General features: G+C 66.1%; 23 protein-coding genes and 1 other RNA gene. 19 read left to right on the top strand and 5 right to left on the bottom strand.

Annotation, left to right across the window (positions count from 1 at the left end; translation table 11 throughout):
* Positions 1 to 10 precede the first annotated feature (10 nt).
* The 3 genes from MKD38_RS20980 to MKD38_RS20970 all read left to right on the top strand — a co-directional run bounded on the left by MKD38_RS20980 (position 11) and on the right by MKD38_RS20970 (position 3,076).
* Positions 11 to 1,210 carry an acetyl-CoA C-acyltransferase gene (locus MKD38_RS20980; RefSeq protein ID WP_252679715.1) on the top strand — a complete coding sequence of 400 codons (1,200 nt, stop codon included), beginning with the start codon at positions 11 to 13 and terminating at the stop codon, positions 1,208 to 1,210.
* Positions 1,211 to 1,322: 112 nt separating this feature from the next.
* Positions 1,323 to 2,279 carry a DegV family protein gene (locus tag MKD38_RS20975; RefSeq protein WP_252679611.1) on the top strand — a complete coding sequence of 319 codons (957 nt, stop codon included), beginning with the start codon at positions 1,323 to 1,325 and terminating at the stop codon, positions 2,277 to 2,279.
* A 20-nt stretch (positions 2,280 to 2,299) separates the two neighbouring features.
* Positions 2,300 to 3,076, top strand: a complete 777-nt coding sequence (locus tag MKD38_RS20970; RefSeq protein WP_252679609.1) for an enoyl-CoA hydratase — start codon at positions 2,300 to 2,302, stop codon at positions 3,074 to 3,076.
* A gap of 44 nt (positions 3,077 to 3,120) precedes the next feature.
* On the opposite strand, the gene MKD38_RS20965 is transcribed toward MKD38_RS20970, so the two are convergent.
* Positions 3,121 to 3,525, bottom strand: coding sequence for an acyl-CoA thioesterase (locus MKD38_RS20965; RefSeq protein ID WP_062796782.1), 405 nt, complete (start codon positions 3,523 to 3,525; stop codon positions 3,121 to 3,123).
* Between the two features lie 114 nt (positions 3,526 to 3,639).
* Here MKD38_RS20965 and MKD38_RS20960 point away from each other — a divergent pair, with 114 nt between their 5' ends.
* The 7 genes from MKD38_RS20960 (at position 3,640) to MKD38_RS20930 (ending at position 11,437) form a co-directional block, all read left to right on the top strand.
* The gene (locus tag MKD38_RS20960; RefSeq protein WP_252679607.1) at positions 3,640 to 5,538 is read left to right on the top strand and encodes an ABCB family ABC transporter ATP-binding protein/permease; all 1,899 of its coding nucleotides are present in this window, start codon (positions 3,640 to 3,642) and stop codon (positions 5,536 to 5,538) included.
* 147 nt (positions 5,539 to 5,685) lie between these two features.
* Positions 5,686 to 6,630, top strand: coding sequence for a LysR family transcriptional regulator (locus tag MKD38_RS20955; RefSeq protein WP_111518352.1), 945 nt, complete (start codon positions 5,686 to 5,688; stop codon positions 6,628 to 6,630).
* A 117-nt stretch (positions 6,631 to 6,747) separates the two neighbouring features.
* On the top strand, positions 6,748 to 8,055 hold the full coding sequence (locus MKD38_RS20950) for a Glu/Leu/Phe/Val family dehydrogenase (protein ID WP_252679605.1): 1,308 nt from the start codon (positions 6,748 to 6,750) through the stop codon (positions 8,053 to 8,055).
* Between the two features lie 266 nt (positions 8,056 to 8,321).
* Complete coding sequence (locus MKD38_RS20945; protein ID WP_252679604.1) at positions 8,322 to 9,221, top strand: glutamate/aspartate ABC transporter substrate-binding protein; 900 nt, start codon at positions 8,322 to 8,324, stop codon at positions 9,219 to 9,221.
* Between the two features lie 63 nt (positions 9,222 to 9,284).
* A complete protein-coding gene (locus MKD38_RS20940; RefSeq protein WP_112773771.1) occupies positions 9,285 to 10,013 on the top strand; it encodes an amino acid ABC transporter permease in 729 nt (242 codons plus the stop codon).
* 9 nt (positions 10,014 to 10,022) lie between these two features.
* Positions 10,023 to 10,706 carry a glutamate/aspartate ABC transporter permease GltK gene (gene gltK / locus MKD38_RS20935; protein ID WP_018008787.1) on the top strand — a complete coding sequence of 228 codons (684 nt, stop codon included), beginning with the start codon at positions 10,023 to 10,025 and terminating at the stop codon, positions 10,704 to 10,706.
* On the top strand, positions 10,703 to 11,437 hold the full coding sequence (locus MKD38_RS20930) for an amino acid ABC transporter ATP-binding protein (RefSeq protein ID WP_252679602.1): 735 nt from the start codon (positions 10,703 to 10,705) through the stop codon (positions 11,435 to 11,437). The genes gltK and MKD38_RS20930 overlap by 4 nt, the downstream gene beginning before the upstream one ends.
* Before the next feature lie 63 nt (positions 11,438 to 11,500).
* On the opposite strand, the gene MKD38_RS20925 is transcribed toward MKD38_RS20930, so the two are convergent.
* Positions 11,501 to 12,331, bottom strand: a complete 831-nt coding sequence (locus MKD38_RS20925; RefSeq protein WP_252679600.1) for a class II glutamine amidotransferase — start codon at positions 12,329 to 12,331, stop codon at positions 11,501 to 11,503.
* 136 nt (positions 12,332 to 12,467) lie between these two features.
* Here MKD38_RS20925 and MKD38_RS20920 point away from each other — a divergent pair, with 136 nt between their 5' ends.
* From MKD38_RS20920 to rnpB, 5 genes are all read left to right on the top strand, one after another.
* Positions 12,468 to 13,541 carry a tartrate dehydrogenase gene (locus MKD38_RS20920; protein WP_252679599.1) on the top strand — a complete coding sequence of 358 codons (1,074 nt, stop codon included), beginning with the start codon at positions 12,468 to 12,470 and terminating at the stop codon, positions 13,539 to 13,541.
* Positions 13,538 to 14,845: a glycerate kinase type-2 family protein gene (locus tag MKD38_RS20915; RefSeq protein WP_252679598.1), complete on the top strand. Its 1,308-nt coding sequence runs from the start codon at positions 13,538 to 13,540 to the stop codon at positions 14,843 to 14,845. The genes MKD38_RS20920 and MKD38_RS20915 overlap by 4 nt, the downstream gene beginning before the upstream one ends.
* Before the next feature lie 46 nt (positions 14,846 to 14,891).
* Positions 14,892 to 15,926 (top strand): dihydroorotase, encoded by a 1,035-nt coding sequence (gene pyrC, locus MKD38_RS20910; RefSeq protein WP_252679597.1) that lies wholly within the window; start codon positions 14,892 to 14,894, stop codon positions 15,924 to 15,926.
* 4 nt (positions 15,927 to 15,930) lie between these two features.
* A complete protein-coding gene (locus MKD38_RS20905) occupies positions 15,931 to 16,767 on the top strand; it encodes a DUF3025 domain-containing protein (protein WP_252679596.1) in 837 nt (278 codons plus the stop codon).
* A gap of 44 nt (positions 16,768 to 16,811) precedes the next feature.
* An RNA gene (rnpB, locus tag MKD38_RS20900) (RNase P RNA component class A) lies at positions 16,812 to 17,152 on the top strand.
* Positions 17,153 to 17,207: 55 nt separating this feature from the next.
* On the opposite strand, the gene MKD38_RS20895 is transcribed toward rnpB, so the two are convergent.
* Both MKD38_RS20895 and MKD38_RS20890 read right to left on the bottom strand, forming a co-directional pair.
* Positions 17,208 to 17,630 carry an OsmC family protein gene (locus MKD38_RS20895; protein ID WP_252679594.1) on the bottom strand — a complete coding sequence of 141 codons (423 nt, stop codon included), beginning with the start codon at positions 17,628 to 17,630 and terminating at the stop codon, positions 17,208 to 17,210.
* 436 nt (positions 17,631 to 18,066) lie between these two features.
* Entirely contained in the window at positions 18,067 to 18,348 is a 282-nt protein-coding gene (locus tag MKD38_RS20890; RefSeq protein WP_252679592.1) for a hypothetical protein, read from the bottom strand.
* Here MKD38_RS20890 and rplM point away from each other — a divergent pair.
* The 4 genes from rplM to erpA all read left to right on the top strand — a co-directional run bounded on the left by rplM (position 18,347) and on the right by erpA (position 20,398).
* The gene (gene rplM, locus MKD38_RS20885) at positions 18,347 to 18,775 is read left to right on the top strand and encodes a 50S ribosomal protein L13 (protein WP_010813907.1); all 429 of its coding nucleotides are present in this window, start codon (positions 18,347 to 18,349) and stop codon (positions 18,773 to 18,775) included. The genes MKD38_RS20890 and rplM overlap by 2 nt on opposite strands.
* 12 nt (positions 18,776 to 18,787) lie before the next feature.
* On the top strand, positions 18,788 to 19,180 hold the full coding sequence (gene rpsI / locus MKD38_RS20880; RefSeq protein WP_012351769.1) for a 30S ribosomal protein S9: 393 nt from the start codon (positions 18,788 to 18,790) through the stop codon (positions 19,178 to 19,180).
* A gap of 260 nt (positions 19,181 to 19,440) precedes the next feature.
* Positions 19,441 to 19,929 (top strand): bactofilin family protein, encoded by a 489-nt coding sequence (locus tag MKD38_RS20875; protein ID WP_252679590.1) that lies wholly within the window; start codon positions 19,441 to 19,443, stop codon positions 19,927 to 19,929.
* Positions 19,930 to 20,029: 100 nt separating this feature from the next.
* A complete protein-coding gene (erpA, locus tag MKD38_RS20870; protein ID WP_010813904.1) occupies positions 20,030 to 20,398 on the top strand; it encodes an iron-sulfur cluster insertion protein ErpA in 369 nt (122 codons plus the stop codon).
* A 60-nt stretch (positions 20,399 to 20,458) separates the two neighbouring features.
* Here the strand turns inward: erpA and MKD38_RS20865 are convergent, their stop codons facing one another.
* Positions 20,459 to 21,256, bottom strand: coding sequence for a phytanoyl-CoA dioxygenase family protein (locus MKD38_RS20865; protein WP_252679588.1), 798 nt, complete (start codon positions 21,254 to 21,256; stop codon positions 20,459 to 20,461).
* Between the last annotated feature and the right edge of the window lie 3 nt (positions 21,257 to 21,259).

The following is a 21,259-nucleotide window of genomic DNA, read 5'->3' as shown; positions in this document are numbered from 1 at the left end:
AGGAACCGACATCATGAAACAACTGCAAGACGCATACATCGTTGCGGCCACCCGCTCGCCGATCGGCAAGGCCCCCAAGGGCGCGTTCAAGCACACGCGCCCGGACGACCTGCTGGCCACCATCCTGAAGGCCGCGGTGGCACAGGTGCCGAACCTGGATCCGAAACTGATCGAAGACGCCATCGTCGGCTGCGCCATCCCTGAGGCCCAGCAGGGCCTGAACGTGGCCCGCATCGGCGCGCTGCTGTCGGGGCTGCCGAACACGGTCGGCGGCATCACCGTGAACCGCTTCTGTGCCTCGGGCCTGAGCGCGGTGGCGATGGCCGCCGACCGCATCCGCGTGGGCGAGTCCGACGTGATGATCGCCGCCGGCGTGGAATCGATGAGCATGGTGCCGATGATGGGCAACACGCCGTCGATGTCGCCGGAAATCTTTACCCGCGACGAGAACGTCGGCATTGCCTACGGCATGGGCCTGACCGCCGAGAAGGTGGCGCAGCAGTGGCAGGTCAGCCGCGAGGACCAGGACGCGTTCTCGCTGGCGTCGCACCAGAAGGCCATCGCCGCGCAGCAGGCGGGCGAGTTCCGCGACGAGATCACGCCGGTCGAGACCATCGAGCGCTTCCCCGACCTCGCCAGCGGCCAGGTCAGCGTGAAGACCCGCACCATCGCGCTGGATGAAGGCCCGCGCCCGGATACCTCGCTCGAGGGGCTGGGCAAGCTGCGCCCGGTGTTTGCCAACAAGGGCAGCGTCACCGCCGGCAACAGCTCGCAGACCTCCGACGGCGCCGGCGCGCTGATCCTGGTCTCGGAGAAGATCCTGAAGCAGTTCAACCTGGTGCCGCTGGCGCGCTTCGTCTCGTTCGCGGTGCGCGGCGTGCCGCCCGAGATCATGGGCATCGGCCCCAAGGAGGCGATCCCGGCGGCGCTGAAGGCGGCGGACCTGAGCCAGGACCAGCTGGACTGGATCGAGCTGAACGAAGCCTTCGCCGCGCAGTCGCTGGCGGTGATGCGCGACCTGCAGCTGGATCCCGCCCGGGTCAACCGCATGGGCGGCGCGATCGCGCTGGGCCACCCGCTCGGTGCCACCGGTGCGATCCGCTCGGCCACGGTGGTGCACGCGCTGCGCCGCCACAACCTGAAGTACGGCATGGTCACCATGTGCGTCGGCACGGGCATGGGCGCCGCAGGCATCTTCGAGCGCGTATAAACGCGCCTGCGGGATGGCCCGGGGCCATCCCGCCCTTCTGCATCAGGTGAAGAAAGCAGTACCGGGGGCTGCCGCCCGCGACGCGGGTCACCAGCAGGGGAGGAGACACAATATGCAGGAGACAGCCATCCTGGCCGACGCCGCGTGCGACTTGCCACGCGATGTCATGGCCGCGCTGAAGGTCCACACCATTCCGTTCCGCATCCGCGCCGGCGAGCACTTCGTCGCCGACACGCGCGACGAAGACGCGCTGCCGCGGCTCTACCAGCAATACCTGGTCGGCCGCCAGGACCACTATGCCGAATCGGTGCCGATGGTCGAGCGCGAGCTGGAGGAGCACCTGCTGCGCAACGTGGTCGCGCAGTGCGACCGCGCCATCCTGTTCACCATCGCCAGCACGCGCAGCAAGCTGTATGCGCATGCCAGCGGCGCGGTGATCGGCACCGTGGCGCGCAGCGTGCGGCTGCGCAGGGAAGCGGGACGATCGGGGCTGTTCGACCTGACCGTGGTCGACACCGGCGCGATCGGTCCGGGCCAGGCGCTGATCGTGCGCGAAGCCGCGCGCATGGCGCTGGACGGTGCCAGTCCGCAAGTCGTACGCGAGGCCGTGGAAACGCGCCTGCGCGATGCCGCCCACATGTTCCTGGTGCCGGACGAACTGCTCTACCTGTACACCCGCGCTCGGCAGAAGGGAGAGGGCAGCATCACCTGGGGCCGCTACGTGATGGGCAGCGCGTTCAACCTCCGCCCCGTGGTGCATATGCATCGTGGCCAGACCGAAGCCATCGCCAGGGCGCGCGGCTCCGAAGAGGGCAGGCGCCGCGTGCTGCAGCATGCCGAGCAATGCCTGCGCGCCGGCGACCTGCTGGTGCCGGCGATCGCGGCGTGCTACGCGGGCCCGCTGGACGAGGTGCGCGCGATGCCGGCCTACCAGTCGCTGGCGAATACCGCGCGCAGCCACGGCGTCGAGCTGATGCTGGCGCCGATGAGCCTGACGGTGGCGCTGAATGTCGGCGCGCGCGCGTTCGGGCTCAGCTATCTTGCCGAGTCGCCGACGCCTTTCGAATAATTCCCACAGACGAGGACACCATGAGCATCCGTACCAGCATCGAGCAAGGCATCCTGACGCTCGAGTTCGACCGCATCGACAAGAAGAACGCCATCACCGCGGCGATGTACCAGTCGCTGGCCGACGCGCTGCGCGCGGCCGACACCGATCCCGCCGTGCGCGCCATCCTGCTGCGCGGCAAGCCCGAGATCTTCACCGCCGGCAACGACCTCGAGGATTTCATGCAGCGCCCGCCGGGCGCGGGCGAGGGCGCCGAAGCCGCCCCGGTGTTCCAGTTCCTGTACCAGATCAGCCATGCCAGCAAGCCGGTGGTGGCAGCGGTCAGCGGCGCGGCGGTGGGCGTGGGCACCACCCTGCTGCTGCACTGCGACCTGGTCTACGCGTCCGACACCGCCAAGCTGTCGCTGCCGTTCGTGCAGCTGGGGCTGTGCCCCGAGGCCGCGAGCAGTCTGCTGCTGCCGCGCCTGGTCGGCTACCAGCGTGCGGCCGAGAAGCTGCTGCTGGGCGAGGCCTTCAGCGCGCAGGAGGCACTGGAGATCGGGCTGGTGACGCGGGTGCTGCCGGTGGCCGAGCTGCACGACTTCGCGCTGGCGCAGGCACGCAAGCTGGCGGCCTTGCCGGCGTCGTCGCTGCGCGAGACCAAGCGCCTGATGAAGGCGGGGGCGCTGGCGGAAGTGGAGAAGCAGATGGCCGACGAGGGCGCGGTGTTCCGGCGCATGCTGGTGGCGCCGGAGGCGAAGGAGGCGTTCAGCGCGTTCTTCGAGAAGCGGAAGCCGGATTTTATGAAGTTTGTGTAAGGGGCTGAGAGAGGCGCAAACCGCCAGCAAGGTCGACCGCGCCCTCAAGCCGTCGGCAACACGCGCGGCTGGCGCGACTCGTCCGTGGCCACGTAGGTCAGTGTGGCCTCCGTCACCTTGACGATCTCGTTGCTGTGGCGCATGCGCTGCGCATAGACCTCGACCTCGACCGTGATCGAGGTGCGGCCAGTCTTGACGATATCGGCGTAGAAACTTACCAGGTCGCCGACGAACACCGGGTGCTTGAACAGGAAGGAATTGACCGCAACGGTGGCGACGCGCCCCTGCGCGCGTTCGACCGCCGGGATCGAGCCGGCGATATCCACCTGCGACATGATCCAGCCGCCGAACACGTCGCCATGTACGTTGGCGTCCGCGGGCATCGGTACCACGCGCAGCGCGGGATTCTTGCCGGCGGGCAGGGCGGGGACGGTATGGGGAGCGTTCATGGCGGTATGCGGTGGACTGCTGAGGGATGGGGATGGGCGTGGCAGCGAAAGACCCTTCGCCAGCCGCGCAACGCGATCTCTGCGACAATCGCGCATTGGCCCGGATTCTAACGTATGCGCCGCTATTCCACGACCGCCGAGCAGGCTCCCGACGCTGCCTCGGTCAAGCTCTTTCCCGGCCAGCGCGCGCCCCGCAGCGACTGGCAGACCGTCCGCAACCTGCTGCCCTACGTCTGGCACTACAAGTGGCGCGTGATGCTGGCGCTGGCCTGCCTGGTGGCGGCCAAGGTGGCCAACCTGGGCGTGCCGGTGCTGATGAAGCGGCTGATCGACAGCATGAACATCACCGCGGGCGATCCGCGCGCGCTGCTGGTGGTGCCGGTCGGGCTGATCGTCGCCTACGGCATGCTGCGCCTGTCCGCGACGCTGTTCACCGAGTTGCGGGAAATCCTCTTTTCCAAGGTCACGCAGAGCGCCGTGCGCGAGATTGCACTGCAGGTGTTCCAGCACCTGCATGCGCTGTCGCTGCGCTTCCACCTGGACCGCCAGACTGGCGGCATGAGCCGCGACATCGAGCGCGGCACGCGCGGCATCCAGTCGCTGATCTCGTATTCGCTGTACAGCATCCTGCCCACGCTGGTGGAAATGGCGCTGGTGATCGGCTTCTTCATCCTGCACTACGACATCTGGTTCGCCGCCATTACCGGCTGCGCGCTGGTGGGCTATATCGTCTTCACCATCGTGGTGACGGAATGGCGCACGCACTTCCGCCGCCGCATGAACGAGCTCGATTCGCGCGCCAACCAGAAGGCGATCGATTCGCTGCTGAACTTCGAGACCGTCAAGTACTTCGGCAACGAAGCCTACGAGGCGCAGCGCTACGACGAAAACCTGCGCAAGTACCGCACGGCGGCGATCCGCTCGCAGAACTCGCTGTCGTTCCTGAACTTCGGCCAGCAGGCCATCATCGCCATCGGCCTGATCCTGATCCTGTGGCGCGCCACGGTGGGCGTGGTTGACGGCAAGCTGACGCTGGGCGACCTGGTGCTGGTCAACACGCTGATGATCCAGCTCTATATCCCGCTGAACTTCCTCGGCGTGATCTACCGCGAGATCAAGCAGGCCACCACCGACATGGACCGCATGTTCGTGCTGCTCGGCACGCACCAGGAGGTGGCCGACGTGCCGGACGCGCCGGCGCTGCGGGTCGGCGGCGCGCAGGTGCGCTTCCGCGACGTGCGCTTCAGCTACGAGTCCGACCGCCTGATCCTGGACGGCGTGGATTTCACCATTGCGGCGGGCAGCACCACCGCGGTGGTGGGGCACAGCGGTTCGGGCAAGTCGACGCTGGCGCGGCTGCTGTTCCGCTTCTACGACGTCGGCGGCGGCGCGATCGAGATCGATGGCCAGGACATCCGCGCGATCACCCAGGACAGCCTGCGCCGCGCCATCGGCATCGTCCCGCAGGACACCGTGCTGTTCAACGACAGCATCTACTACAACATCGCCTACGGCCGTCCCGACGCGACCCGCGACGAGGTCATCGCCGCGGCGCAGGCGGCGCAGATCGACGCCTTTATCCGCGAGCTGCCGCAGGGTTACGACACGCCCGTGGGCGAGCGCGGCCTGAAGCTGTCCGGCGGCGAGAAGCAGCGCGTGGCGATCGCGCGCACGCTGCTGAAGAACCCGCCGGTGCTGGTGTTCGACGAAGCGACCTCGGCGCTGGATTCGCGCACCGAGCAGGCGATCCAGGCCGAGCTGATGCGCCTGGCGCAGAACCGCACCACGCTGCTGATCGCGCACCGGCTTTCCACCGTGGTCCATGCCGACCAGATCCTGGTGATGGATCACGGCCGCATCGTCGAGCGCGGCACCCATGCGCAGCTGATGCGCGCTGGCGGGCGCTATGCCGAGATGTGGGACATCCAGGCGCGCGCCGCCGCTAGGGGCGGCGACGCCGTCGGCGGCGAGGCGCTCGCGCTCGACGTGGGCGACGCCACCCAGGACGCCTGAGCGAGATGCCGTTGGCCTTGCCTGACCCGTTGCGATCATGGCGATGTCCGAACTGTTCGCGGTGGTGGAGAAACGCATGACCGGCTGGGCCCACCGGGGCTAGGCGGCGGCTGGCGAAGCGCCGCGCGCCGGTGGATAATCCGCGTCATGGAAATCAAATGGCTTGAAGACTTCGTCAGCCTGGCCGAGACGCACAGCTTCTCGCGCTCGGCCGAACTGCGCCACGTCACGCAGCCGGCTTTCTCGCGCCGGATCCAGTCGCTGGAGGCGTGGGTGGGCACCGAGCTGATCGACCGCTCGAGCTATCCCACCAGCCTGACCCCGGCCGGCAAGGTGTTCTACGAGCAGGCCCTGGCGATGCTGGCGCAGGTCAGCGAAACCCGCGCGCTGATGCGCGGCCAGCGCTCGGCCAATGCGCAGGTGCTGGAATTCGCGGTGCCGCATACGCTGTCGCTGACCTTCTTCCCGGAATGGCTCAAGGCGCTGGAGCGCAAGCTCGGCACGCTGCCATGCCGGCTGCGCGCGCTCAATGTCCATGACGCGGTGCTGATGCTGGTCGAAGGCGGCTGCGACCTGGTGATGGTCTACCACCACGCGCGCCAGGCCATCCAGCTCGATCCCGCGCGCTACGACATGCTGGTGCTGGGCACCGAACGGCTCTCGCCCTATAGCGTGCCGGACCCCGCCGGCAAGCCGCAATTCCGGCTGCCGGGCACCGACAAGAAGCCGGTGCCGTTCCTCAGCTATACGCCCAACGCCTTCCTCGGCCGCATGGTAGACCTGCTGCTGGCCGAAACCGCCGAGGCGCTCAAGCTGGACAAATGCTACGAGACCGACATGGCCGAAGCGCTCAAGGTGATGGCGCTGTCCGGCCACGGCATGGCCTTCCTGCCCGAAAGCGCGGTACGCGACGACGTCGCGGCGGGGCGGCTGGTGCGGGCCGAGTCGGCGCGTGGCCTGCCGCTGTCGATCGACATGGAAATCCGGTTGTATCGGGAGAAGCCGGGCGAGAACGGCGGAGAACGGCGCGCCGGGGCGCGGCGCAAGCGGCAACTGGTGGACCAGGTGTGGGGGACGTTGACCTCGGCGTAGCGATGTTTTTCCCAACGTTATGCGCGTCTTGCATAACCCGATGAACAAACGGCATTGGATTCCGAGCGGCCGCCAAGCCTAAGCTTGCGCCCATCTTCCACCCCGGAACCCACCCCGATGTCCTCCGCAGCACCGACCAACACTGCTGGCCAAAAGCACGCACTCCCGTCCTACCTCAACGCCGACAACCTCGGCCCCTGGGGCATCTACCTGCAGCAAGTCGACCGCGTCACGCCCTACCTGGGCTCGCTGGCGCGCTGGGTCGAGACCCTGAAGCGCCCCAAGCGCGCGATGATCGTCGACGTTCCTATCGAGCTCGATAACGGCACCATCGCCCATTTCGAGGGCTACCGGGTGCAGCACAACCTGTCGCGTGGCCCGGGCAAGGGCGGCGTGCGCTTCCACCAGGACGTGACGCTGTCCGAGGTGATGGCGCTGTCGGCCTGGATGTCGGTGAAGAACGCAGCGGTCAACGTGCCGTACGGCGGTGCCAAGGGCGGCATCCGCGTCGACCCGCGCACGCTGTCGCACGCCGAGCTGGAACGCCTGACGCGCCGCTACACCAGCGAAATCAACATCATCATCGGGCCGAGCAAGGACATCCCGGCGCCGGACGTCAACACCAACGCACAGGTGATGGCGTGGATGATGGACACCTATTCGATGAACTCGGGCAGCACCGCGACCGGCGTCGTGACCGGCAAGCCGATCTCGCTGGGTGGCTCGCTGGGCCGCCACGAGGCCACCGGCCGCGGCGTGTTCGTGGTCGGCTCCGAGGCCGCGCGCAATATCGGCCTCGAGGTCAAGGGCGCGCGCGTGGCGGTGCAGGGCTTCGGCAACGTCGGCGCCGTCGCCGCCAAGCTGTTCCATGAGGCCGGTGCCAAGGTGGTGGCGGTGCAGGACCATCGCACCACGCTGTTCGACCCGGCCGGCCTGGACGTGCCGGCGATGATGGAATACGCCTCGCACAGCGGCACCATCGACGGCTTCCGCGGCGAAGTCCTGCGGAGCGAGCAATTCTGGGAAGTCGATTGCGACATCCTGATCCCGGCCGCGCTGGAAGGCCAGATTACCGCCGAAAACGCGCCGAAGATCACGGCAAAGCTGGTGATCGAGGGCGCCAACGGCCCGACCACGCCGCAGGCCGACGACATCCTGCGCGAGCGCAATATCCTGGTCTGCCCCGACGTGATTGCCAACGCCGGCGGTGTGACCGTGTCCTACTTCGAATGGGTGCAGGATTTCTCCAGCTTCTTCTGGACCGAGGAGGAGATCAACCAGCGCCTGGTACGGATCATGCAAGAAGCCTTCCGGGCAATCTGGCAAGTGGCACAGGAAAACAAGGTGACGCTGCGCACGGCGGCGTTCATCGTGGCCTGTACGCGGATCCTGCAGGCGCGCGAAATGCGCGGCCTGTACCCCTGATCGGGGCAGGCAGGACCGGGGCGAGGCACTCGTATGGTGCGGCGCAATAATCGTCCCGGACCCCGGCTTCATGACCGTCAGACGCGGTCTCCGGCAAGCGCCGGAGACCGCGTTGTCGTATCCGGACGCGCTGCGCACGGATTGCCCCGAAGTGGGGTTCTAGGAGAAAACCCAGTTGTATTGCGGCGGATGCTGCGCAATACTGTTTCACCAGTGGGGGTTTTATTCTTAGAATCCCGCTTTCTCTTCATGGTCAAGGAGATGTTATGAATTTCGCCAAGTTGGCTGCCCTGATGATTGCCGGGGGCGTAATGTGCGGGACGGCACAGGCAGCCGAACAACTGACGGGCACGCTGAAGAAGATCAAGGACACCGGCGTCATCACGCTCGGCGTGCGTGAATCGTCGATTCCGTTCAACTACAACCTCGGCGGCGTGCGCCAGGTCGGCTATTCCTACGATATCAACATGAAGATCGTGGAAGCCATCAAGGACCAGCTGAAGCTGCCGAACCTGCAGGTCAAGGAAATCCCGATCACCTCGCAGAACCGCATCACGCTGCTGCAGAACGGCACCATCGATATCGAGTGCGGCTCGACCACCAATAACCTGGAACGCCAGAAGCAGGTCGCCTTCACCAACTCCATCTTCATCATCGGCACGCGCATCATGGTGAAGAAGGATGCCGGCATCAAGGACTGGGCCGACCTGAAGGGCAAGAACGTCGTCACCACCGCCGGCACCACGTCGGAGCGCCTGCTGCGCAAGATGAATGACGACCAGAAGCTGGGCGTGAACATCATCAGCACCAAGGACCACGGCCAGTCGTTCCTGACGCTGGAATCGGGCCGCGCGGTCGCCTTCATGATGGACGACGCGCTGCTCTACGGCGAACGCGCCAAGGCCAAGAACCCGGCCGACTGGATCGTGGTGGGCAAGCCGCAATCGCGCGAGTCCTACGGCTGCATGATCCGCAAGGACGACCCGCAGTTCAAGAAGCTGTCCGATACCGTGATCTCCGGCATGATGAAGGACGGCTCGATCAACACCCTGTACACCAAGTGGTTCATGCAACCGGTTCCGCCCAAGGGCCTGAACCTGGACTTCCCGCTGTCCGAAGACATGAAGACGCTGATCAAGGCGCCTAACGACAAGGCGCTGGACTGACCTGCCGTTGACAGCACTGCGAAACGGAAGGCTCGTCCTTCCGTTTCTTTTTGAGGACGCAACATGAACTACAACTGGCATTGGGGAGTTTTCCTCGAACAGGCCGCCCAGAACGAGACCTACCTGGACTGGATGATCTCCGGCCTCAAGGTCACGCTCGCGCTGGGGCTTTCGTCCTGGGTCATTGCCCTGGCCATCGGCTCGGTGCTCGGCGTGCTGCGCACGGTGCCGAACAAATGGCTGGCCGGCATTGCCGCCACCTATGTCGAGATTTTCCGCAACATCCCGCTGCTGGTGCAGCTGTTCATCTGGTACTTCGTCGCGCCCGAGCTGCTGCCCGGCGGCGAGGCGATCAAGCAGATGAACCCGTTCGCGCAGCAGTTCCTGGCCGCCATGCTGTGCCTGGGGACGTTTACCGCCGCGCGGGTGTGCGAGCAGGTGCGCTCCGGCATCAACTCGCTGGCGCGCGGGCAGAAGAACGCGGGCCTGGCGATGGGCTTCACGCTGCCGCAGACGTACCGCCACGTGCTGCTGCCGATGGCGTTCCGCGTGATCGTGCCGCCGCTGACTTCCGAGTTCCTGAACATCTTCAAGAACTCGGCGGTGGCGTCGACCATCGGCCTGCTGGAGCTGGCCGCGCAGGGGCGCCAGCTGGTGGACTACACCGCGCGTCCGTATGAATCGTTCATCGCGGTCACGCTGATGTACGCGCTGATCAACGTCACGGTCATGCTGGTGATGCGCTGGGTCGAGGCCCGCACGCGCGTGCCCGGCTTTATCGGCGGCAAGTAAGGGGGCGCCATGGCTTATTCCTTCGATTTCACCTCGATCAACCCGGCCACGCTGCATGTCCTGGGCGAGGGCATGATGGTCTCGCTGAAGATCACCGTCACCGCGGTGGTGGTCGGCATCATCTGGGGCACCATCCTGGCGATGATGCGGCTGTCGTCGTTCCGGCTGCTGAACTGGTTCGCGCAGGGGTACGTGACCATCTTCCGTTCGATCCCGCTGGTGATGGTGCTGTTGTGGTTCTTCCTGATCATCCCGCAGGTGCTGCAGGGCATCTTCAACCTGTCGCCGGCGACCGACCTGCGCATGACCTCGGCGCTGGTCGCGTTCGCGCTGTTCGAGGCGGCGTATTACTCCGAGATCATCCGGGCGGGGATCCAGAGCGTGTCGCGCGGGCAGATGTTCGCTGCGCAGGCGCTGGGCATGACCTACGGACAGTCGATGCGGCTGGTGATCCTGCCGCAGGCGTTCCGCAACATGGTGCCGCTGCTGCTGACGCAGGGCATCATCCTGTTCCAGGATACCTCGCTGGTGTACGTGAGCGCGCTGGCTGACTTCTTCGGCCAGGCCTACGGCATTGGCGAGCGCGACGGCCGTATCGTCGAGATGCTGCTGTTCGCCGGCCTGGTGTACTTCATCATTTGTTTCTCCGCTTCGCTGCTGGTCAAGCGTTACCAGAAAAAGGTGGCTGTATGATCGAAATCAATAACGTTTCCAAGTGGTACGGCTCCTTCCAGGTGCTGACCGACTGCACCACCAAGGTTGCCAAGGGTGAAGTGGTGGTGGTGTGCGGCCCGTCGGGCTCGGGAAAGTCCACGCTGATCAAGACCGTCAATGCGCTCGAGCCGTTCCAGAAGGGCGACATCCTGGTCGACGGCACCTCGGTGGGCAATCCCAAGACCAACCTGCCCAAGCTGCGCTCGCGCGTCGGCATGGTGTTCCAGAACTTCGAGCTGTTCCCGCACCTGTCGATCACCGAGAACCTCACCATCGCGCAGATGAAGGTGCTCGGCCGTTCCAAGGAAGAGGCCATGACCAAGGGCATGAAGTACCTGGAGCGCGTGGGCCTGAAGAGCCAGGCCGAGAAGTACCCCGGCCAGCTGTCGGGCGGCCAGCAGCAGCGCGTGGCGATCGCGCGCGCGCTGTCGATGGATCCGATCTGCATGCTGTTCGACGAGCCCACCTCGGCGCTGGACCCGGAGATGGTCAACGAAGTGCTGGACGTGATGGTGCAGCTGGCGCAGGAAGGCATGACCATGATGTGCGTGACCCACGAGATGGGTTTCGCGCGCAAGGTGGCCAACCGCGTGATCTTCATGGACCAGGGCAAGATCGTCGAGGACGCCGACAAGGAAGAGTTCTTCGGCGATATCGAGCACCGCTCGGAGCGCGCCAGGCAGTTCCTGTCGAAGATCCTGCATCACTGAACGAACTGCGAGCCATATGGAAAGGGACGCCTCGGCGTCCCTTTTTCCTTTGTGCCGGATGGCTCAGGTACAGGCGGTATTGGCAGCGTTCTTGGCCTGGACTTCGGGCGGGATCGGCACGGCAAGCGTCATGGTCGGACGCCCGTGCTCGAACATGATCAGCTCGCCCGGGGCGAACTGGGTCCAGGTCTCGTTGTCGGTCAGCGGCGCGGTCGCGATCACGGCGACGCGGTCGTCGGGCGTGGTGACCTGCGCGAAGTCGATCGACAGGTCGGCGTCGATCAGGTGCGCGGTCGAGAACGGCCATTGCCGCACGATGTAGTAGAGGCGGGTCGAGCAGTGCGCGAACAGCGCCTGCCCGTTGCACAGCAGGTAGTTGAACACGCCGTGCAGCGTGATCTCGCGGGTGATGTCGGCCAGCGCGTGGCCGAGTTCGTTCAGCGGCGGCTGCGAGCCCGGGAAGCGCTTGCGCAAGCCCTGCATCAGCGTGCAGAAGGCCAGTTCGCTGTCGGTGTCGCCCACCGGCTGGTAGACGCCGGACAGGAACGGGGTGAAGCCGTGCAGGTCGCCGTTGTGGGCGAAGATCCAGTGCCGGCCCCACAGCTCGCGCATGAAGGGGTGGCAGTTCTCCAGCAGCACGGTGCCCTGCGTGGCCTTGCGGATGTGCGAGATGACGTTCTTGGACTTGATCGGATAGCGCTTGATCAGGTCCGCCACCGGCGAGGTGCCGGCGGACTGGTTGTCGATGAACAGGCGGCAGGCCTTGTCTTCGAAGAAGGCGACACCGAAGCCGTCGGCGTGGTGGTCGGTCAGGCCTCCGCGCGCGGCAAAGCCGGTGAAGGAGAACGTCACGTCGGTCGGCGTGGCGCAGTTCATGCCTAGCAGCTGGCACATGTCGGGGCACCGGTCGGCAGGGGGCTGCCGCTTTGCAATAGAATGCAGGCATTATCCCGCGCGCCCGCGCCGCTGCCAAGCAAGCCGAAGGGAACCAACCCCGGCGCCACCCTACCTGCTAGCAATCCCGAGAACGATGAGCCAATACAAGATTGCCGTGATTCCCGGAGACGGAATCGGCACGGAAGTCATGCCCGAGGGCATCCGCGTGATGGACGCCGCGGCGCGCCGTTTCGGCATCGATTTCCAGTGGGATCACTTCGATTTTTCCAGCTGCGACTACTACGCCCGCCACGGCAAGATGCTGCCGGACGACTGGTTCGACACGCTGGTCAGGTACGACGCCATCTACTTCGGCGCGGTCGGCTGGCCGGACACGGTGCCCGACCATGTTTCGCTGTGGGGTTCGCTGCTGCAGTTCCGCCGTTCGTTCGACCAGTACGTCAACCTGCGCCCGGTGCGGCTGATGCCGGGCATCCGCAGCCCGCTGGCCGGCCGCCAGCCCGGCGACATCGATTTCTACGTGGTGCGCGAGAACACCGAGGGCGAATACTCCAGCATCGGCGGTCGCATGTTCCCCGGCACCGAGCGCGAGATCGTGGTGCAGGAAACCGTGATGAGCCGCACCGGCGTCGACCGCATCCTGAAGTTCGCCTTTGAACTGGCCCAGAAGCGTCCGAAGAAGCACCTGACCTCGGCGACCAAGTCCAACGGCATCTCGATCACGATGCCGTACTGGGACGAGCGGGTCGAGGCGATGGCGGCGCATTACCCCGGCATCCAGGTCGACAAGTACCACATCGACATCCTGACCGCGCATTTCGTCCAGCATCCGGACTGGTTCGACGTGGTGGTGGCGAGCAACCTGTTCGGCGACATCCTGTCCGACCTGGGCCCGGCCTGCACCGGCACCATCGGCATCGCGCCGTCCGGCAACATCAATCCGGACCGCACCTTCCCCAGCCTGTTCGAGCCGGTGCACGGCTCGGCCCCGGACATTGCCGGGCGCGGCGTGGCCAACCCGATCGGGCAGATCTGGTGCGGCGCCATGATGCTGGAGCACCTTGGCCATGACGAGGCCGGCGCCGCCGTGCTGGGCGCGATCGAACAGGTGCTGGCGGCCGGGCCGGAGCACGCGCCGCTGACGCGCGACATCGGCGGCAAGGCCGGTACCGCCGACTTGGGCCGCGCCATCGCGGAGGCGCTGTGAGCGCCGCGTTCGCGGGGGACGCCCGCGCACTGCTGCTCGAGACCTTCCACGCCGCGGTGGCGGCGGCCGACCCGCTGCAGATCGTCGCGCAGCACCTGCCGCCGCCGCACGCCGGCGGGCGCACGCTGGTGGTGGGCGCGGGCAAGGCCGCGGCGTCGATGGCCGCGGCGGTCGAGCGCGCCTACGCCGGCCAGGCCACGCTGGAGGGGCTGGTGGTCACGCGCTACGCGCACGGCATGCCGACCGACCATATCCGCGTGATCGAGGCCGGCCATCCGGTGCCCGACGAGTCGGGCGAGCAGGCGGCGGCCGAGATCCTGAGGGCGGTGCAGTCGCTGACGCCGCAGGACCGGCTGCTGGTGCTGGTCTCGGGCGGCGGCTCGAGCCTGCTGTCGCTGCCGGCCGAGGGCATCCCGATGGCCGACCTGAAGGCGACCACCCGGGAGTTGCTGCGCTGTGGCGCGCCGATCACCGACATGAACATCGTGCGCAAGCATATCTCGCGCATCCAGGGCGGGCGGCTGGCGCAGGCGAGCCAGGCGCCGGTGACCACGCTGATCGTCTCGGACGTGGCCGGCGACGATCCCAGCGCGATTGCCTCGGGCCCGACCGTGGCGGACCCGAGCACGTTCGATGACGCGCTGCAGATCCTGCGCCGCTATGGCGCGCAGGTGCCGGCCAGCGTGCAGTCCCACCTGGAACGCGGCGCGCGTGGCGAGGTGGCGGAAACGCCCAAGCCCGGCGATCCCTTGTTCGATCGTGTCGACAACATCATGATCGCCACCGCGCACGGCAGTCTCGAGGCCGCCGCCGCGCTGTTCCGCGAACGCGGCATCACGCCGGTTGTGCTGGGCGACACGGTCACGGGCGAGGCGTGCGAGGTGGCCCGCGTCTATGCGGCGCTGGTGCGCGAGATTCGCGCGTACAATGCGCCGTTCGCCACGCCCGTGGCGCTGATTTCCGGAGGTGAGTGCACGGTCACTTTGCCGGCCGGTGGCGGCGCCACCAAGGCGCGCGGCGGGCGGTGCTCGGAGTTCCTGCTGTCGCTGGCGGTCGAACTGGCAGGCATGCCCGAAGTGCATGCGATCGCCGCCGACACCGACGGCATCGACGGCTCGGAAGATAACGCCGGCGCGCTGGCCGACCCGACCACGCTGGCGCGGGCTGAAGCCGCCGGCCTGCCGGGCCAGCGCCAGCTGGACGCGCACGACGCCTGGGGCCTGTTCGATGCCATCGGCGACCTGGTGGTCACCGGCCCGACCCGCACCAACGTCAACGACTACCGCGCCATCCTGATTCTCTGATTTCGACGAACGCCCGCCGCCGCCCGCGGCCGGCCCCAAGCTAGCCATGACCCAGAAGCTCACCATCACCCGCCCGGACGACTGGCACCTGCACCTGCGCGACGGCGCGGCGCTGGCTGCCGTGCTGCCCGACACCGCCCGCCAGTTCGCCCGCGCCATCGTCATGCCCAACCTGAAGCCACCGGTGACCACGGTGACGCAGGCACAGGCCTATCGCGCCCGCATCCTGGCGGCGCTGCCGGCCGGCATGCAGTTCGAGCCGCTGATGACGCTGTACCTGACCGACAACACCAGTGCAGAGGAAATCGCGGCCGCCAAGGCCAGCGGCTTCGTGCACGGCGTCAAGCTGTACCCGGCGGGCGCCACCACCAACAGCGACGCCGGCGTGACCGATATCCGCCGCTGCTATCCCGCGCTGGAAGCGATGCAGCGCGCCGGCCTGCCGCTGCTGGTGCACGGCGAAGTCACCGACCCGGCCATCGACATCTTCGACCGCGAGGCCGTCTTCATCGAGCAAGTGATGACGCCGCTGCGCCGCGACATGCCCGAGCTGAAGGTGGTGTTCGAGCACATCACCACGAAGGATGCGGCGCAGTACGTGCGCGACGCGAGCGCCCCGGTCGGCGCCACCATCACCGCGCACCACCTGCTCTACAACCGCAACGCCCTCTTCACCGGCGGCATCCGCCCGCACTACTACTGCCTCCCGGTGCTGAAGCGCGAAACCCACCGCGAGGCTCTGGTGGCGGCCGCCACCTCCGGCAGCGAGCGCTTCTTCCTGGGTACGGACAGCGCGCCGCACGCGCGCGGCCTGAAGGAGCACGCCTGCGGTTGCGCCGGCTGCTATACCGCGCTGCATGCGATGGAGCTGTATGCCGAAGCCTTCGACGCCGCCGGCGCACTCGACAAGCTGGAAGCCTTCGCCAGTTTCAACGGCCCGGCCTTCTACGGCCTGCCGCGCAACACCGGCACGCTGACGCTGGAGCGCGAAGACTGGCAACTGCCGGCCGAGCTGCCTTACGGCGACACCACGCTGGTGCCGCTGCGCGGCGGCGAGACACTGCGCTGGAAGGCACGCTGACGCCTTGCGCACCCAGCAGACCGCGGCCGGCGAGCACTTCGCCGGCGCGCTGGCCGGGATCGACTGGTCCCGGCCGTGGTTCCGGCCTTTTGCCGCACACGGCGCCGCGCTGGCGGCGGCAGTGCAGGGTGGTGCCGACCTGCGCAGCGCGCTCGATGCCCGCGCCGCGGCACTGGACCTGCGCACTGCGCGCGGGCTGCCGCTGCGCTTTATCGCGCAGCAGGCGCTGCCGGCCGGCAGCGCCTATGAAGCGCATATCGACGCCACCGGCGCAGTCCCCACCCGCGACAATCTCCACGATTTCTTCAACGCGCTGATCTGGCTGCATTTTCCCCAGGCCAAGCGCGCGCTCAACCAGATCCAGTCCGATGTCATCGCCCGCGACGGCGTACAGACCACGCGCGGTGGCGTGCGCGACGCGGCGACGCTGTTCGACGAGAACGCGGTGCTGTTCCTCAGCACGGACGCCGGCATGAGCACGGCGCTCAGGGGCTTTGACTGGAAGTCACTGTTTGTTGATGCCCGCTTCGCGTGGGAAGCCGGCTGCGCGGTGGTGCCGTTCGGCCACGCCTTGCTTGAAAAACTGGTGCAGCCGTACAAGTCGGTGACGGCGCATGCGTGGACACTGCCGCTCGTGCCGGGCGATGCCGCGCTCGATGCGGTGCTTGCCGGGTCACTGCAGTCCGCCGCCGATGCCGGGACGTTGCGGGGCGGACGCAGCTTTGCGCCGCTGCCGGTGATGGGCATCCCGGGCTGGTGCGAGGACAACGCGGACCCGGACTTCTACGCCGATGCCACCGTATTCCGTCCCGGCCGGCGCCGCGACCGCGAGGCCGGCTGAAGCGGCCGGCAAGCGGCAGCAATCGGTGTTAGACTGCGGGCCGCAAAGCAGGCCAGGCAACCGCTGCCTGCACCGCAAGGTGCAGGGGGAGGAAAGTCCGGACTCCACAGGGCAGGGTGTTGGCTAACAGCCATCCACGGCAACGTGCGGAATAGGGCCACAGAGACGAGTCTTGCCGCCGGGTTCGCCCGGCGGGAAGGGTGAAACGCGGTAACCTCCACCTGGAGCAATCCCAAATAGGCAGGCGATGAAGCGGCCCGCTGAGTCTGCGGGTAGGGAGCTGGAGCCGGCTGGTAACAGCCGGCCTAGAGGAATGGTTGTCACGCGCCGCGCGCCGCAAGGCGGGCGGGGCGCACAGAATCCGGCTTATCGGCCTGCTTTGCTTCAGTCATCGGCACGACCCGGCGCCCGCGCGGCGCACCGGGCCGGCCAAACTTCCATCAGCCTTCGACGATTTGCAGCGTGTGCGTGATCTCGGCCGTCTTGGCCAGCATGATCGACGCCGAGCAGTACTTCTCGTGCGACAGCTTGATCGCGCGCTCGACCGTGGCGGGGTTGAGATTCTTGCCGGTGACCACAAAATGGAAGTTGATACGGGTGAACACCTTGGGATCTTCGCCGGCTCGTTCGGCCTGCAGCTGCACGCTGCAGCCGGTAACGTCCTGGCGGCCGCGCTTGAGGATCAGCACCACGTCATAGGCGGTGCAGCCGCCGGTGCCCAGTAGCACCATTTCCATGGGTCGCGGGGCCAGGTTGTGGCCACCACCTTCGGGAGCGCCGTCCATGGCAACGATATGGCCGCTGCCGGTCTGGGCAACGAAGCTCATGCCGTCGGCGCCCATCCATGTTACTTTGCATTCCATTTTGTTCGTTCCTGTGCTTCGTTTTGTCGGTTTGTGATCACAAGCGCGTGATCTCGAATCTTGCTTTTCCCAGTATATGGCAAGCTCAAGTTCGGGGCATCGGCGCCGATAACCTTAGAAAACCTGAGGGTTTCCTCTAGTATGTCGTTGGGATGACACCTTCCTTTGTTCTGTAAGTAATTGATTTTTAAGGTATCGATTCAAGCCGAGCAGTCCCCGGTAACGTTTCGTAATACGAAATCATATTTCGCAGTGCAAATTTCCCTTGCATCCGGGCAAACCCTAGGTATAATTCCAATCATTGAACGACGGCGCAGACAGCGCGCCAGAGTGCGAAATTGAAGCCCCGGCCAAGCCCGCCGCACCGCCCGCAAGTCCTCCGTCGATCTCCAGGTGTCTCCTCCACCCTCCTCCTTTGGTGGATTCAAACCCAAGCTCAAACGCTTGGGTTTTTTTTCGCCTGAACAAATGCCGTTGGCCTGCAAGTGCCTTGGGCGGCCCCAGAACCGCGGCGATCGGCGTCGGTCTTGACGAAAACTTCAGTCTTTGCTTGTGCGCTCGCCACGCCCGCCAGTATAATCGAGGGCTTTTCCGTCATGCCCGCGGAAGAAGACAGCAGCACCCGGCCACCTTCAGGGGGGCCACAAGACTTGCAGGGGCGAGCACAAGCCTTCGCGAGTCGGATTACGGGCACGAACCAATAGTCAGGAAAAATCATGAAGACCTTTTCCGCCAAGCCTCATGAGGTAAAGCGCGACTGGTACGTGATTGACGCGACGGACAAAGTCCTCGGCCGTGTTGCCAGCGAAGTGGCACGCCGTCTGCGCGGCAAGCACAAGCCGGAATTCACTCCGCACGTCGACACCGGTGATTACATCATCATCGTCAACGCAGCCAAGCTGCGTGTCACGGGTACCAAGGAAACGGACAAGAAGTACTATCGCCATTCGGGTTACCCGGGCGGTATCTACGAAACGACGTTCGGCAAGATGCAGCAGCGTTTCCCGGGCCGTGCCCTGGAAAAGGCTGTCAAGGGCATGCTGCCGAAGGGTCCGCTGGGCTACGCGATGATCAAGAAGCTGAAGGTTTACGCCGAAGCCGAGCATCCGCACGAAGCGCAGCAGCCCAAGGCGCTGGAAATCTAAGGAGGCCAATCCATGATCGGTAACTGGAATTACGGTACTGGCCGCCGCAAGAGCGCTGTGGCACGTGTCTTCATCAAGTCGGGCAAGGGCGACATCGTCGTCAACGGCAAGCCCATCAAAGAGTATTTCGCTCGCGAAACCTCGCTGATGATCGTGCGCCAGCCGCTGGAACTGACCGCTCACGCTGAAACGTTCGACATCAAGGTCAACGTCACCGGCGGCGGCGAAACCGGCCAGGCCGGCGCAGTGCGCCACGGCATCACCCGCGCCCTGATCGACTACGATGCGACCCTGAAGTCGGCCCTGTCGAAGGCTGGCTACGTCACGCGCGATGCACGTGAAGTCGAGCGTAAGAAGGTCGGCTTCCACAAGGCGCGTCGTCGCAAGCAGTTCTCGAAGCGCTGATGCGTTTTCGCGGGTCCGGCCCTGCCGGATCTTTGCGAGACCAGAAAAACCGCACGCTGGCCGTGCGGTTTTTTTTCGCCCGGCGGGCTACGGAACCGGCACGGTGCTGCCGTCATAGTGAGCAGGCCGCCATACTTTTGTGGGGTATCCGGCCGCACGCGGCTACAATCACGCCCTGTCGCCGACGGCAAGTCCGGCTTGCCGGCATAGTTGCGCCATGGGCAGGCCAGCCTGGCACGAACGAGAGAGGAGTGAGAGTCATGCTGTTTTCCAAGAAGAAAGGCCTTTCGATCGACACGCTGATCGGCGAAGACACCGCCATCGACGGCGACCTGGTGTTTGCCGGCGGCCTTCGCCTGGACGGGCGCGTGCGCGGCAATGTGACCGCCGCGGCGGGCAAGCCCAGCATGCTGGTGGTCAGCGAGAAGGGCATGGTCGAGGGCGAGATCAGCGTCGGCCATCTGGTGCTGAACGGCACCGTCAAGGGCCCGGTGCACGCCGGCGACCTGCTGGAGCTGCAGCCGCAGGCGCGGGTGCTGGGCGACGTGCGCTATGCCGCGCTCGAAATGCACCAGGGCGCGCTCGTCGAGGGCCGCCTGATGCCGCTGGTGCAGGCCGAGGTCAAGGTGCTGCCGAACCTGGTCGAGGCGGCGCCGCTGGCCGAAGTGACCGAAGCGGCCGATAGCGAGGCTGCCACCACCGGCGAAACTCCCGCGGCCGCAGCCAGTCCCACTAAAAAGGCCGCGTAGCGGCGACTTCGATGCCGGGAACCCCTTGAAAACACAAGGTTTCGGCACGATTTCCCAGTAGCGCTTAGAATACAGGCGTATCTAAACAGGAGAACACCCCATGAACGCAGTCGCAGAGGCACCCGTTACCGAGGACGTGCCGGCACCGTTCGTCTTTACCGACAGCGCCGCCGACAAGGTCAAGCAGTTGATCGAGGAAGAGGGCAATGCCGAGCTGAAACTGCGCGTGTTCGTGCAGGGCGGCGGCTGCTCCGGCTTCCAGTACGGCTTCACCTTCGACGAGGAAGTCAACGAAGACGACACCACCATGGTCAAGAACGGCGTCACCCTGCTGATCGACTCGATGAGCTACCAGTACCTGGTCGGCGCCGAGATCGACTACAAGGAAGACATCAACGGCGCGCAGTTCGTGATCAAGAACCCGAATGCCTCGACCACTTGCGGTTGCGGCTCGTCGTTCTCGGTCTGAGCGATCCCGGTTTTACAAAAAAACGCACCCTCGGGTGCGTTTTTTGTTTGCCGAGCCAGCTTACTGCGCGGCGCGCCAGACCACCGGAAACCAGTCTTCGCGCAGGCGCTCTCCGGTCTGCTGGCCGATGCCCGGGAACGGCGGTGAGGTGCGCCCGGGCCGCTGCATGAAGCGCACGTCGTCGCCGAGAAAACGGGCCGAGAACGCCCGCCGCCGTCCGGTGCCGGTATTGCCGGCGGCACCGTGCACGGTGCGGAAGTCGAACACCACCGCATCCCCCGGTTCCAGTTCCGGCGCCAGCAGCGTGTGGCTGCCGTCCTCCACGTCGGGCATCTCCATGAAGGCATCGTCGCCGCCATAGAAGTTTTCGTTGCTGGCCCAGCGCTTGGGCCGCACCAGCCGCGGCCAGCGATGCGAGCCGGCCACCACGCGCAGCGTGTTCGCCTGCGTGACCGGGTCCAGCGGAATCCAGTAGCTCGCGGTCTGGGTGCCGTCGACGCAGTAGTAGGGCAGGTCCTGGTGCCATGGCGTCGGCTTGGCGGTGCCGGGTTCCTTGACCAGGATGTGCTCGTGGAACACCTGCACCGCCTGCGACTGCATGATCCGTCCGGCGATACCGGCCGCGGCCGATTCGCGGATAAAGGCGGCGAACGGAGCGATGCGCTGCCAGTTGCAATAGTCCTCGAAGAAGCGCCCGGTCTCGCCGGCGCGCACGTTCTCGATGGCGAAGGGACCGGGCTCGGCCAGGTTCAGCGCGAAGCCTTCGCGCAAGCGCTCGACCCAGTCGGTAAAGGCGCCGCGCAAGACCAGCACGCCGTCGCGCTGGTAGGTGTCGATCTGTTCCCGGGTGATGTCCATGGC

Origin of the sequence: Cupriavidus sp. WGlv3, assembly GCF_023952475.1 — a bacterium.
Taxonomy (GTDB): Bacteria; Pseudomonadota; Gammaproteobacteria; order Burkholderiales; family Burkholderiaceae; genus Cupriavidus; species Cupriavidus phytorum.
Note: the sequence above shows the minus strand (reverse complement) of the source record. Positions and strands in the feature narration are given on the sequence as shown.